Genomic DNA, 13,476 nt, shown 5'->3' with positions numbered 1-13,476 from the left:
GCAGGGCGGATATTTAACGATTTTTTCACGGAGAGTTGACGCTCTGCTGACAGCAGTATGGCCACACTTGCGCCAGTGTCATCAACCCGGATCATACAATGCACCCGCTAAAATTTGCGCAAACGCGTTTTCTCGCCCTGATCTTCCTGCTCTGGCTTGGGGTCTTCCTGCTGACCCGCAGTCTGCTCCTGTTTTCCCACCTGCATGAGGCACAGCTGGGGCTGGGCAGCACCCTGACGCTGTACGCCGGAGGCCTGGTCTACGACCTGGTGTTTCTGCTCTACGCAGTGGCCCCCATGGCCTTATATCTGCTGCTCTGCCCCGCGCGATTCTGGCGCAGCCGCTGGCATCAGCGGGTGTTGAATCTGGTACTCACCCTGAGCATTTTCATCATGCTGTTCACGGCGGTGGCGGAATGGCTGTTCTGGGATGAGTTCAGCGTGCGCTTCAACTTCATCGCGGTGGACTATCTGGTCTATTCCGATGAGGTGCTCAACAATATTCTCGAATCCTATCCGGTTTACCCGTTGCTTGGCGTGCTGGCGCTGACCGCCATCGCTATGACGCTGGCCTTGCGTGGCGCGATGCGCAGCATGGCCGCGGCGCCCGTTTTGGCCTGGCGTCAGCGCGGTACGCTGGTGATGGGCTGGGCTCTGCTGTTCGGGTTGAGTCTCGCGGTGGTGGGGCAGGGCTTTCCGCGCAGCAGCGGGGGCAACGCTTACCAGCATGAGCTGGCGGCTAACGGGCCTTACCAGTTTTTTGCGGCGTTCCGCAACAACGAGCTGGATTACGAGCAGTTCTATCCGGTGCTGCCGTTGCAGCAGGTTGCTTCGCAATTGCGTGACGAGGTGCGCGAGCCGAATGCGCACTTTGTAGAGTCGGATCCGCTGAGTATTCGCCGGCAGATCGACAACCCCGGTCAGCCCAGACGGCTGAACGTGATACTGGTGACCGTCGAAAGCCTGAGTGCCAAGTATCTTGGCAGCGAAGGCGATACCCGTGGCCTTAGCCCCGAGCTTGATGCATTGCGTAAGCAGAGCCTGTATTTCAGGAACCTGTATGCCACCGGCACCCGCACCACGCGGGGCCTGGAGGCCATTACCCTGTCTATCCCGCCCACGCCGGGCCGCTCTATCGTCAAACGGGTAGGCCGCGAGAGTGGCTTCGCCAGCCTGGGCCAGCAGTTTAGTGCGCAAGGTTACGACAGCGTCTTCATGTATGGCGGGCGCGGCTATTTCGACAACATGAATGCCTTCTTCGCCGGCAATGGTTACCGCATTGTCGATCAGGCCAGCGTGCCGGATGACGAGGTCACCTTCACCAATGCCTGGGGCATGAGCGACGAAGACCTGTATCAGCAGACGCTAAAAGTGGCCGATGCCGATTTCGCCAAGGGCAGCCCGTTCTTTCTGCAGCTGATGACCACCTCTAACCATCGGCCCTACAGCTACCCGGAGGGGCGCATCGACATTCCCTCCGGCAGTGGCCGCGAGGGCGCGGTGAAGTACACCGATTACGCCATTGGCCAGTTTTTGCGTGCGGCGCGGCAAAAGCCCTGGTTTGCCAACACCCTGTTCGTGTTTGTGGCCGACCACACGGCGGGCAGCGCGGGCAAGGAAGACCTGCCGGTCAGCAACTACCACATCCCCTTGTTCATCTACGCCCCTGGTGTGGTCCAGCCGGCCGAGGTAAGCACCCTGGCCAGCCAGATCGACATTGCCCCGACGCTGCTCGGCCTGCTGAACATGGATTACACCTCGACCTTCTTCGGCCGCAACGTGCTGCGTGAAGACAGTGCCCCCGGCCGTGCATTGATCGGTAATTACCAGCATCTGGGGTTGTTTGATGGCGACAACCTGGCGATCCTCAGCCCGCGGCAGTTGATGCGCCGGCACGACGATGCCCTGGGCCACAGCCGGGAAATGACGGCGGCGCAGAACGACCCCCTGGTTGCCCGCAGCATTGCCTACTACGAAGGCGCCAGTTACGACTTTGGCCATGCGCTGCTGGGCTGGCATGCCGAGGCACAGCCAAAGACCCGGGTTAGCCAACGATGAGCGCGCCTGAGCTGAAGGCCAGGCTCTTCAACTTCCGGTTCTGGTTCGCGTTGCCGCTGAGCGTTATGGCGCTGATGTTGCTGGTCGATCCGGGCCCGCTGGACGTGGCCATCTCCAATCTCTTCTATGAGCCAGGTGTGGGGTTTGTCGGGCGCCAGAGCTTTTTTCTGGAGGACATTCTGCATGACCGCGCCAAGCAGGCGGTGATCGTTATTGGCGTACTGGCAATTGGCGGTTTTCTGTTCAGCTTGTTGCTCACCCGGTTGCGCCAGTACCGGCGCCCGCTGGGTTATCTGGTGCTGGCCATGGCGCTATGCACTAGCCTGGTAACGCCGCTCAAGGCGCTGACCAATGTGCCCTGTCCCTGGAGCCTGCAACAGTATGGCGGTGATCAGCAGCACACGTCCCTGCTGAGTGAGCGGCCGTCCGATGCCAAGCCCGGTCGCTGCTGGCCGGGTGGCCACGCGTCTGCGGGTTTCTCCCTGCTGGCGCTATTTTTCATGCTGCGCGACCGGCGCCCGCGCGCTGCCCGCGTTGCTCTGATCGTGGCGTTGGGCCTGGGCGGGATCTTCTCGGTGGGCCGCACCATGCAGGGTGCTCATTTCATGTCGCACAACCTGTGGACCTTGTTGTTTGACTGGTGCATCAGTCTTCTCTGTTATCGTCTGTTACTGTATCGGCAACCCGTGACAGCTCCCCAGACAACAAAAAACCATGGAGTCGTTCACCATGAACCGATTTAAGCGCCTTCGGCGCTCGGCGGTATGGCTTGCTATACCGCTGGGTATACTGGCCATAGTTGCCCTTTGGCGACCTGATGTACTGCGCAGCGATGAAGTTGCATTCCCGCCGCTTTTTCTCTCCGAGCAGGCGCCGCGACCGGCCGCCTGGGCGCAACCGCTGGACCAGTATTTTCGTTTCTACGCGCTCAGCCCCACGCTCTACCGCAGCGCATTGCCGCAGGCGGCAGATATGACGGAACTGCGTGAGCGGGGTATCAGTACCGTCATAAACCTCTACCAAGAGGACGATGCCAACTGGCTGCGTGACGATCGCATCGCCCGCGTGCATATTCCGCTGCGCGGCGACCGAGTGACGGATACCGAGGTAATCGCCGTACTGCGCGCCATCCGTGCAGGCGAGCAGCGCGGTGGTGTGCTGGTGCATTGCAAGCACGGCCAGAACCGTACTGGCCTTATCACCGCCATGTATCGCATTGTTTATCAGGGCTGGACGCGCGAGCAGGCAATGGCGGAAATGCTCGAAGGCGGTTTTGGTCAGGCCGAGCGCATGGCGGATGCTGTTGGCTACCTCAACCGGGTAGACGTAGCGGAGGTCAGACAGGCGATCGCCAGTGGGGCATGCAGCACCCACCCGCTGGCCTGGTGCCGCCTGGCTGGCTGACCATCCGCGTCTGCCGGTCGGCAATGTCGGCTGTGCACCACGCTGCTTTCTCGGCTAGCGGCTAGCGCAGCGGTGGCTAGCAGTGAGGCGGGGCGTTACACTTCGGGGCAATGGTCTTGGTAGGCGGATTGCAGGATGGTTTGCCGCTGCACAGGCCGATCGCTAACAGCGCCCGGGAGCTCGCACATGCAAGACTCGTCACCCCCCTGCGAGAAGGCAGGCTGCAGCCACTGCGCCGACACGGCGGCACTGGGTTTTGATTTCACCATGGCCTTTCAGCCTATCGTCAATTGTACGGACAATAGCGTATTCGGCTATGAAGCGCTGGTCCGGGGCCTGAATAACGAGTCGGCCTACTCGATCATCTCGCAGGTAAACGAAGACAACCGCTACGCCTTTGATCAGCAGTGCCGCATCAAGGCCATCGCCTTGGCGGCGCAACTGGGCATTGACTCGATGCTCAGTATCAACTTTCTGCCCAACGCCATTTACCGTCCGGAGTTGTGTATCCGCACTACCTTTGAGGCGGCCAAGGCGTATGACTTTCCTACCGAACGCATCATGTTCGAATTTACCGAAGTCGAGAAGATAGAAGACAGCACCAATATCAAGGGTATCGTCGAGTACTATCAAGCGCTGGGTTTCAAGACCGCGCTGGATGACTTTGGCTCGGGCTACTCGGGACTCAACCTGCTGGCGGACTTCCAAACCGATATCATCAAGCTCGACATGGGGCTGATCCGCAACATCGACCGTGATCAGACCCGGCAACATATCGTCAGCCACTGCCTGGCGATGCTGCGCAGCCTCAATATCAGGCCCTTGGCCGAAGGCATTGAAACCCATGAAGAGTACTTGTGGCTGCGGGCGGCTGGAGTGGAGCTGATGCAGGGGTATTTGCTGGCCAAGCCGGGATTCGAATGCCTGCCTGAGGTCAACTTCATCGCCGCCTGAGTGGGCGGGCATAAGGCCCGCTGCACAAGGCCGAACCATGTGCAGCCTTGTGCAGCAGGCAGCCGTTGTCACCCGCCATACGCAATCGGCCGATCTGACATGGCGTCACTTGGCGGCGGCAGCGGCAGCGGCGACCGGCCGCGCCGCGAGCGTCGGACGCTTATCGATTCACTGCGCTGGGATCTACCGAGGCGCCAGCGCCTAGCTCAGCGCGTTGCTGCGCCAGGCGTTTTCCCTCCTGCGCGGTAAAGGCAAACAGTTGTGCCGGGTTGCTGACGCGCATCTGCAGTGAAGCCAACTCCATACCTTCGGCGACCACGATGTCATGTTGGCGCTGCAGCAAGCCTTCGATGATGGTTTGCGCGGCTGCGTCCGGGTCGATGCCGTTGTCGATATTGGTATCGGAGCGGCCGCGCGCGGCGCCGCCGCCCTCAAGGGCATTCTGGGCGATGGCGGTGCGCACCGATCCCGGCAGAATGATACTCACACCGATGCCGTAGGCGGTTTCCACCTCGGCCCGCAGGGCCTCGAAGTAACCGACCACTGCGTGTTTGGCGCCGCAGTAACCGGTGCGCAGCGGTGCCCCCAGCTTGCCAGCCACCGAGCTGACAACCGCAAGCTGGCCGCCGCCCTGCGCGATCATGCGCGGCAGCAAGGCCTGGGTCAGCGCCACCGGGGCGAGGTAGTCGACCTCCATCAGCTTACGGTAAACGTCCAGCGAGGTATCCAGCGCCAGGCTGCGCTGGCTGATGCCGGCATTGTTGATCAGCAGATCAATATGCCCAGTCCACTGCCAGGCCTGCTCAGCCAGCGTGGGCAGCAGCTGGTAGTCGGTGGTGTCAAACGGCAGGATCAGGCAACGCTCGGGCGCAAGATCGGCCACGGTCTGCAGTGCATCGGCACGCCGGCCAGACAGAATCACTCGCGCGCCCTGCGCGATAAACGCCTTGGCCAGTGCTTCACCAATGCCGGATGAGGCCCCGGTAATCCAGACTACCTTTGCATCAAAGCTCATTTTTATTCTCCTGGTTTCGATGTGCCACTGTACTGTGCGATTGAACACCTTAATGGGCACACGCGCGGGTGACTGTCTTGGGCGCGACAGTGGGCAGTGAAGCGGCATCTGATGCCAGGCAAAGGGGCGTTGCAAGCCAGGTGTGATAGTAGCGGAAGGTGCTGCGGATCGCGTTGCGGTTTGTCGAACTGAGGCTTTTAATCAGCCTCAGCGTTGCGCTAAACCACACAAAGCAAAAGGCCCAGCGGTTGCTGGGCCTTTTGCTTTGTGTGGCGCACCCGACAGGATTCGAACCTGTGACCCCCGCCTTCGGAGGGCAGTGTCGCCTAGCGTCGCTAAGCGTCATTAAGCTGTATAAATTAGTGTAAATCAAGCATATCAAGGCTTTCAAGCGATTTCCCCATTTTCTGATTAGGCACTAACGTAGTCGTTTAATCACATTCTCTGTGGTGAGGTAGCGCGTCATGGGCTCAAGCTCACAGGTCGTTATGATTCATATGTTGAAGAATAATGAGTATCGCCTAAAATGGACCGACCTGAGTATTTGATATTTTTCACCTCGGAAATGGCCTTCCGATAAGGGCGAAGCGCTGGGCTCCATCTACTTTTTTCTAGAAGCAATTTGCGCTTGGAAGTCATTGACTCTGCTGTGGCTGGTAGTAAAAACCTCCAATTATTGGCAAGCACAGGCGTTACGAGCGAAGGCTAAGAATTTAAAAATCCACGCTTCAAGCCTGCTTGGAGGTAATCCATTATGGCGTCATATAAAAAGCTACAGTTGAGCCATCTGTACCCCCACTCTGCGATAGTTTCAGCGGTGGAGGCGTCTCTAGAGCTTGATGACCAGATGAATTTAAAGCAGTTCAGCGACGATATGCTGAATACGCTGCAGCAGTTGCAGCCAGCGCATGTCGTGCAGGCAGAGTCAGGGCTGTTGGAGCTGAAGAAGTACCATTTTTTTGCAGGTTGGCATCTGTTTCATGAGTTGCGCAGACGCGGCATGACTACGATTTACGCGGTCGTCCATCAAGCACCCTTAGCTGATATTGAAGAGCGGGCAGTGATGGCTGAATTGGGCATGTCTAGCCTTGTTGGTATTAATGAATGCTACCAAGCAAGCGCTTTCCAGTTGTTAAGAAAGCACGAGTTGCTATGGCCGAAAATTTTCTCTGGTGACCGGCCGCGCACACCGGCTACCGCGCTTGAAAGCCTGTGCGGCATATCGCGATCTGCTGCACAACGCATCGCCGCGCCAATAACTCCTCCGTCAAAACCAAGCTTGCTCGAGGAAATGCTGTCCAAGCAATCTAAGGGCAATAGCTAGTGATAAACGCGCTTTTCACAATAAGGCAAGATCCCACTACCATCGGTGCGCTCGTACAGAGAGCCAACCGAATCCTGATTAAATTCACCGAGAATGCTGACAACGGTACGACGCTGATACATCTCGCGCAGAAACACATTACCGACAAAACAATAGGCGATAGGCCTGCCGAAGATCAAAAGCTGTTACAGACCCTTGAGTCGTTGCGAGGAGATAAGAAAATTTCTGAAGCTCAAGCTGAGGCTTTTTTATGCACACCAGCGGACACGCTCGAGCTGCAAAGTTTTCAGGCTGTAGTGTTACTCGCTGCCCTGGAGCACCACAAGCGTTTCGGTAAACCTGAAAGACCATTGAGAGCCATGATGGTATTTCGCCTGTTGTATGAGGATCGAACAAAATCCCAAAAGCGATTACGTGCCATAGAAGTTGATAAATATCTAGCTGTTGCTTGGCACTCTGTTGAGGAAATCGTGTCGAGAATTGACCTGATTTTCGAAGAGCTGTCCGACGACAGCTTGAGCTATGCTCATCAACGACTGATGCCGGTACGGCGGATCCTTAGAGACCTGATTGCAGAGAGTTTGGAAAACCTCCGCACGTCCAGCTCCAGCAGTGGGGAAGCGGTAATTGATGCGTATAAGTTAGCCGCTGGGCATGAGAAGCCGACAGGTTCATTAAGAACGGGAGATACGAATCAGGCTATTGAATCTTACGGCGATTTCGGTAGCTATCCCGACGTCGCATCAGCGGCGGAGCCGGACCAGCTGCATGGCGACGATGTGGCCGAGACAGAGGACGCTCCCGCCTATATCGAGCTGTCTGCTCAGCCGATCCTCTCGGATACTACACAAGATCCATCAGAGCGCCGCGCGGACAACCAAACGTCCGGTGTATTTTTGGCGACACAGTTTGAAAGAAGCGCCCCAGCCAGCCTACGTAGATCGCACGTCCTGAGTGCTGTGCATGCGAAAACCGTTGCTGGCAGCATTGAAAGGCGTGAAAAACGGCTGATATGCCTTACTAACAGGTTAAGCAAATATGAAACTGAAATACTGATTTCGGAGCTCAAAAGCCGTATGCAGCAGTGCGACGCTTCATACATGCTGTACTTAGCTTTAGCAACGGGTCGAAAGCCTGCGAAACTTCTACAAGCTAGGCCGGTAGCTGCTTACAGGGACTTTCAGGAGGTAGGAAGTGGATACTTTCTCGGGACACAGGAAATTTATTGGCTGTATCGTCAAGCATTGCCAGCCCATCGGCTGCCAAAGAGCCACCGATCGCTGCTTGATCAGCAACAAACCCCTGTAGTACTTCCAGTGCCGTGCAGCGCGGAGGTGATGCGTCGCCTCCCTGAAACGGACAGTCAAGAGCTTGAGCTTCAAGCTGAAGTGCTTCTCAAAAAGATCAATAAAGCGAACTCAACCAACCTGTCGATTGGGAAAATCGCTGATCACTTGGCTAATTTTCTGCATCATCAGGGAGTAGACGATGTTCTTATTGCTCTCATTACCGGAAACCCGGACATCCAGGAAGCAGGGCTTTATTACACTCAGTATGACTCCGTTTCCATCTACAAGGCATATCAAAGGTACCGGGAAAAGGAGCTGCGGGCTGAAACTCAGGATCCCATTGAGAGCAAGGTCGCGCTTGGCGGCTCACAGCTTGTAGTCACAGAGAATGCAGTTACTGGTATTTTCGATCATCTACAAAAAAACGTTCAGGCATTACAAGGCCAAGGCTGGGATAAGGTCCATTACGGTTATGTGATGTACGTGCTCCATTTACTTAATTTCACTACCGGTCATCGTCCCGTTCGAGATCCCTTTGATGACATAGAGCACATCGACCTTATCAGTAAAAAAATCTTCATTTCAGATAAAGAGTCGAGATTAACAACCAGCTCTGCACGAACCCTAGTTTTGCCAGATATAGCTGTGACTCAGATCGGACTCTACATAGAGCACCTAGAAAAACTGCATGTACAGATGCAAAGCTTATCTCCTGAATTTGCTCAACAGGTCAGTAGCGTTCTGAATGGCAAGAGCCCGCTTTTCTTCTTGATAGATAGGGGAAGTGCGATTGACGATATCCGTATGGCTCAGCTGTCACCTAAGAGTGTTGTGCATTTCTGGTCCGGTGTTTTAGATCTGCCACCCAACTGGCACCGCCATTTTTTGCGTACCTATTTGTCGCAGCAAAAAATGGTTTCTGGGGAGTCGATTGATACCTGGATGGGGCACGCTAAGCCCGGGCAGGAGGGCCTAACTCGGTATAGCGGTATGAGCATTAAGTCTCTCGAGACGATTGCTCTCAAAATCGAGCAACTTTGTATAAAACTGAAAATCATTCCCCTTACCAGTCAAGGTCGCTCCGATGGGTAGACCTATGTATGGCTCGGCAATGCGGGCTGAAAAAGGTAAATCTAAGTTATCCAGTGCCGAAGCACAGGTGCTGAGCAATATGGCCAGCATGATCGCTGCCCACTTACCTGCATTATCAGAAAAGCCTGTGAATAGTGAGGAGTTTAATACCCAAGTAAAGAGCTTTCAGGGCTTCCTCCGGACGGAGTATCAAGACAGCACAAGACTCCGGATTGCTTACCATGCATTGGCTAGCTACGTAGCAACGGGTAACGAGAAGGGTTGGTGGCAGCTGGACATACCGTCGATGATCGCCAGGATCCCTCGAACCACTAGCAGCCGTAGTCAAAGAAACTTCAAGGCAGGAGTTAATGCAGGGAGGTTCTACGAGAGCTGGCTACAAAAGTTAGCTAATGAAAAACACTCGCCCGACCTTAAAGTCAGGCTTGCAGACGTGCTCATTTCTGCAGTTTTTTACGGTGGTCTGGCGAATCCGCGGGCGGTTACCAGTCTTGCAAATCTGCTCGTCAGCGAACCGAAGCCTTTACAGATTGCCGATGGTCATACTGCCTATGTCTGGATAGATTTGGTCTTAAGTGGAGGTAATGACCCTCTGAATGATAGGGTCTCTGCTGAGAGCGGCATGAGTTGGCAAACACTTCAGCGTTTTTATCCAGACAACCGAACACTCGCTCAGCTTTTAAAGCTCCAGCACATAAAGATCCATAAAACTTCAGAAAAACTCGAGGTGCTAGATCAACCGAGCGTCTGGGCGATTATCGAGAGCAGAATGGCTAGCAGCTCTCAAAAAAAGTCAATCATTAGCTTAGGTACCTTTTGCCAAGGGGCCCAAACGATAACAGAGACATTACCTGGTGTTGAGCTTCCCCAGGCATTGCTAGAGTGTGCAGCGGGTCGTGTGGGTTCGGTGTCACTACCGCCGAAGTTTGTACAGAATTGGCTTCTGAAAAGCTTCGACGAAAATACCCCGAATACGTTCTCTTTGAGTGATGTGCAAATCGTATCGAAAAGTAGCCTAGCAACGGGTGCACCAGAGCGGGTAATACTCAAGCATCCCGAACATGTTGGCGGCATAACGCCCGTGGATGTTGTGATTAAGAAAGCTCGTGAAGCTTTGCAGTCAGAGGTTTCTGGAGAAAAGAACACACCGGCCCGAGCTATAAAGCGGTTGCAGGAACTACGTAATCAGGCACTCTCCTTCAATGCCGCCATTCTGGTTGACTGGCTTCTCGATAGGCTTATATACCGAAAAATCAAGGTCTCTTCAGCGCGGCGTTATTTCTCTGCTCTCGCTCGTCTGTGGCTGTTTCATACAAATGAAGCTGACATCGACGACATGGATGAGAACGAGCTCGAACAAATATATCGGCAGATACTCACGTTCAAGCCTGGGGATGAAGTCTCGTCGCAGAATTACCTTCAGGGTCGTTTGCAAGACTTGCACAGATTTGCATGCCAGTCGGATCAGTACGGCCTACCAGATTTAACAAGTTATTTTGAGTGCGTGGGCGATACACAAAAGCAGTCACAGGTAAGGGCAGGGTTCATCCCGGAACACAATTACCAAGGCATGCTTCAGGGTATTCAGAACCTGACGGGCGTAGATCGAGACACGAAGGAAGGTCTTTCGGTGCTTCTGATCCTGGCATACCGCACTGGAATGCGGAGAGGGGAGTTGCTCAAGCTGAGGCTTTCTGACATTGAAAGGTCTGATGAGCACTGGCTCTACGTTGTGAACAATCGATACGGAAACAATAAAACAGACTCGGCACGTCGAAGAGTCCCCGTTTATCTGCTGCTACTACCTAGTGAGCTAGAAAGGTTTCGTCATTACGTGTACCAACGCGGCACACAAAATAAGAATCACGTAAGCACACTGCTTTTTTCAGAATCACATGCGGTGACGGTTCCTCACAGCGGGACCATGGTTTCAGGTCTGACAAAAGCTCTTTTAAGCTTCCAAGGTCTGGACGAACTCTCCTTTCATCACCTCAGGCACAGTACTTTGACAACCCTATTCATTGTAATGGAGGAATCCCCTGACTTGATTGAAGCACTGACCGGATACAGTCGAGAGCAGGCTAAAAGAATACGGTCAGAGTTGTTTTGCTCAAACCCGATGTGTGACCGAGATAAGTACAGTGCGCTTGCTGGTCTTGCCGGGCACCTATCACCCGATACGACCTTTCTGTACTACATCCATGAGACAAGTCTTTTTATCTGGAGGAGGCTTACAAAATACGACCCAGTGCTCGAGAAAGAACATATCTCTAGTCTAAGTGGGCTTTCATCTCAGACGATAAATACTCATTTTAAGGATAGTGGCATCGCCGTCAGGTTGTCAGCCTTGCGCCCCGAAATTCTTAAACGGCTTGCGCCGATGTCCCGAAGATTCCAGTCGAGCGATATAGGCACTATGGCAGCTGAGGCTTTTCAGTACGCATCACCAAAACCGAGGGCTACAGTTCTTGATTGCTACACAGTTCTTCGCGATCTTGAGGGAGGTGACCCTATCTCGACGCTTTGTGTGCGTTATTCCATTGATAAAACGAAAATAAAAGGGTGGCTGGAAGCGGCGACGCAAATACAAAATCTAGTAACCAAAGCTGGGAATCGGCGACATTTTCCAAAGCGCATGAGCTCAACCGCTATCGGGATCCCACTAGCGCCCATAAGGCCTCAAGATAGGGCTACAGCGAAGGAAACTGACAGAGTGATCTCGCTTTTGCGAGACGCATTCGGGAAAGATAAGGGAGCCATTAGGTGGTGTATCGATTACTGGAAAAAAAACACCAGCCAAACGAAGCAGGGCATACGATTTACCTGCTTGGATGATGCAGAAAAATTCATCAACTCACTTGAGAAGGTCATACCTAAAAGGCGCTGGGAATTAAATATTTTGCTTGCGCCAAAGGCGCGCATCGAAGAACTGAATGTTTGGCGTTCGCTCGGAATAAGCACTCATTTGCAAGAAGCTGCGCAAGGCAAGTCGATTCAGACGTACCTGAGATTGCGGCATGTCAACGAGGATGAAATCGTTGGGAAAAGGAAAAATATAAAACAGTATTCCTCGCAGCTGCTTAACTATGTTTTTCACATGCTTGCGATAATGGTCGACGGAGATAGTATTGAAAAGCCCTAGCACAGATTCAGGCTGAATTTCTGGCTTGGGCAGCTCAGTAGATGAGAGGAGCGTCCTTGGACGTAGCTTAGCCAGGCATCAAGAATGGCTGTCTGCGCTTACCTGTACTGTCTTAAAGCTTGAGGGGGGCATACCCGTTACAGATCGATTGGACAAATACTGGACGCAGTCGACGGACTGAACCACACACCGTCAGTCATGTGGGCGTGTGTTGGCTATACGCTTACGACCACTACATGGATTTCCTATTAGAGCAGTGGCATAGTTGAGCAACAGATAGGCTTTCGCTTAGACTTTTAGAGCTTGCTAAAAACACAAGCAGGCAACAATTCCCCAATGAAAAATTACAGTTTTGTAATTTTGCGCTCACCTTGCTGTCAGGTTTGAAGTCTTAAACTGTGAACAGTGAAAAGCCGCCATCCGATAGGCGAGCTTAACAAGAGCAGGGGATTAAAATGAACTTCTTAAAATCTATCGCGATCAGCAGCACCCTATTATTCTTTGTAGGTATGGCCAGTGCCGAAGAAGGTTTGGATAGGTCGAAGCGATTTCATGAAAACGCCCGTGAAAAACAAACTCGCTTATCTGAAGAGGAACACTCAGGTCATCAAAAGCAAGAAGCCGTCCAAGCAAGGCAAGATCAGCGTCAGGACGGTTTAGATCAGGCGGACAATTGAGACGCGGTAAAGATAAATTAATATTTATGCTTCAATCAAAAAAACCAGGCCACTATTACTCAAGTACAAATCACTCTGAATCGTACCGGGTTTTATGGAGGCCATTCCGTTTAAGTCAGGCCGCCACGGCCTGACCTGTGTGTTGCTGGTAGAAGTTTGCCTCAGCTTCTGCCGGCGGTATATGTCCAATCGATCCCAGAAGGCGCTGATGATTGAACCAGTGAACCCATTTCAGGGTGGCTATTTCTACTGCTTCGCGACTCCGCCATGATTGCCGGTGTATCAGTTCCGCCTTGTACAATCCGTTGATGGTCTCAGCCAAAGCGTTGTCGTAGCTGTCTCCTTTGCTACCAACAGAGGGCTCTACTCCGGCCTCCGCGAGACGCTCTGTGTAGCGGATGGAGACGTATTGACTGCCACGGTCACTATGGTGGATCAGATTATCTGATCGTCCTGGCTGCCTTGCATACAGCGCCTGCTCCAGCGCATCCAGCACGAACTCAGTCTTCATGTTGTTGCTGA

10 protein-coding genes are annotated in these 13,476 nt (G+C 53.8%); 8 read left to right on the top strand and 2 right to left on the bottom strand.

Annotation, left to right across the window (positions count from 1 at the left end; translation table 11 throughout):
• The first annotated feature begins 98 nt into the window (after positions 1-98).
• From V7747_RS17010 to V7747_RS16995, 4 genes are all read left to right on the top strand, one after another.
• Entirely contained in the window at positions 99-2,057 is a 1,959-nt protein-coding gene (locus tag V7747_RS17010) for an LTA synthase family protein (protein WP_335617208.1), read from the top strand.
• On the top strand, positions 2,054-2,800 hold the full coding sequence (locus V7747_RS17005; RefSeq protein ID WP_335617207.1) for a phosphatase PAP2 family protein: 747 nt from the start codon (positions 2,054-2,056) through the stop codon (positions 2,798-2,800). Before V7747_RS17010 ends, V7747_RS17005 begins: the two co-directional genes overlap by 4 nt.
• Entirely contained in the window at positions 2,787-3,461 is a 675-nt protein-coding gene (locus V7747_RS17000; protein WP_335617206.1) for a dual specificity protein phosphatase family protein, read from the top strand. The genes V7747_RS17005 and V7747_RS17000 overlap by 14 nt, the downstream gene beginning before the upstream one ends.
• Positions 3,462-3,647: 186 nt before the next feature.
• Complete coding sequence (locus V7747_RS16995; protein WP_335617205.1) at positions 3,648-4,415, top strand: EAL domain-containing protein; 768 nt, start codon at positions 3,648-3,650, stop codon at positions 4,413-4,415.
• 160 nt (positions 4,416-4,575) lie between these two features.
• Here the strand turns inward: V7747_RS16995 and V7747_RS16990 are convergent, their stop codons facing one another.
• Entirely contained in the window at positions 4,576-5,430 is an 855-nt protein-coding gene (locus V7747_RS16990) for an SDR family NAD(P)-dependent oxidoreductase (RefSeq protein WP_335617204.1), read from the bottom strand.
• Positions 5,431-6,184: 754 nt separating this feature from the next.
• Here V7747_RS16990 and V7747_RS16985 point away from each other — a divergent pair.
• The 4 genes from V7747_RS16985 (at position 6,185) to V7747_RS16970 (ending at position 12,954) form a co-directional block, all read left to right on the top strand.
• Positions 6,185-6,754 (top strand): hypothetical protein, encoded by a 570-nt coding sequence (locus tag V7747_RS16985; RefSeq protein WP_335617203.1) that lies wholly within the window; start codon positions 6,185-6,187, stop codon positions 6,752-6,754.
• Positions 6,754-9,135 (top strand): hypothetical protein, encoded by a 2,382-nt coding sequence (locus tag V7747_RS16980; RefSeq protein WP_335617202.1) that lies wholly within the window; start codon positions 6,754-6,756, stop codon positions 9,133-9,135. The genes V7747_RS16985 and V7747_RS16980 overlap by 1 nt, the downstream gene beginning before the upstream one ends.
• The gene (locus V7747_RS16975) at positions 9,128-12,277 is read left to right on the top strand and encodes a tyrosine-type recombinase/integrase (protein ID WP_335617201.1); all 3,150 of its coding nucleotides are present in this window, start codon (positions 9,128-9,130) and stop codon (positions 12,275-12,277) included. Before V7747_RS16980 ends, V7747_RS16975 begins: the two co-directional genes overlap by 8 nt.
• Positions 12,278-12,732: 455 nt before the next feature.
• Entirely contained in the window at positions 12,733-12,954 is a 222-nt protein-coding gene (locus V7747_RS16970) for a hypothetical protein (RefSeq protein ID WP_123891462.1), read from the top strand.
• Between the two features lie 115 nt (positions 12,955-13,069).
• Here the strand turns inward: V7747_RS16970 and V7747_RS16965 are convergent.
• Positions 13,070-13,476, bottom strand: a 407-nt coding sequence (locus V7747_RS16965) for an integrase core domain-containing protein (protein WP_335617200.1), incomplete at its 5' end; no start/stop codon positions are given.

Source organism: Halopseudomonas sp. (genome assembly GCF_036960865.1).
Taxonomy (GTDB): domain Bacteria; phylum Pseudomonadota; class Gammaproteobacteria; order Pseudomonadales; family Pseudomonadaceae; genus Halopseudomonas.
This window is presented reverse-complemented; position numbering and strand designations above follow the sequence as displayed.

What these genes read in the sequence shown, in the direction of transcription:
- V7747_RS17010 (WP_335617208.1), top strand. Translation starts at nt 99, where the DNA reads ATGCACCCGCTAAAATTTGCGCAAACGCGTTTTCTCGCCCTGATCTTC.
- V7747_RS17005 (WP_335617207.1), top strand. Translation starts at nt 2,054, where the DNA reads ATGAGCGCGCCTGAGCTGAAGGCCAGGCTCTTCAACTTCCGGTTCTGG.
- V7747_RS17000 (WP_335617206.1), top strand. Translation starts at nt 2,787, where the DNA reads ATGAACCGATTTAAGCGCCTTCGGCGCTCGGCGGTATGGCTTGCTATA.
- V7747_RS16995 (WP_335617205.1), top strand. Translation starts at nt 3,648, where the DNA reads ATGCAAGACTCGTCACCCCCCTGCGAGAAGGCAGGCTGCAGCCACTGC.
- V7747_RS16990 (WP_335617204.1), bottom strand. Translation starts at nt 5,430, where the DNA reads ATGAGCTTTGATGCAAAGGTAGTCTGGATTACCGGGGCCTCATCCGGC.
- V7747_RS16985 (WP_335617203.1), top strand. Translation starts at nt 6,185, where the DNA reads ATGGCGTCATATAAAAAGCTACAGTTGAGCCATCTGTACCCCCACTCT.
- V7747_RS16975 (WP_335617201.1), top strand. Translation starts at nt 9,128, where the DNA reads ATGGGTAGACCTATGTATGGCTCGGCAATGCGGGCTGAAAAAGGTAAA.
- V7747_RS16970 (WP_123891462.1), top strand. Translation starts at nt 12,733, where the DNA reads ATGAACTTCTTAAAATCTATCGCGATCAGCAGCACCCTATTATTCTTT.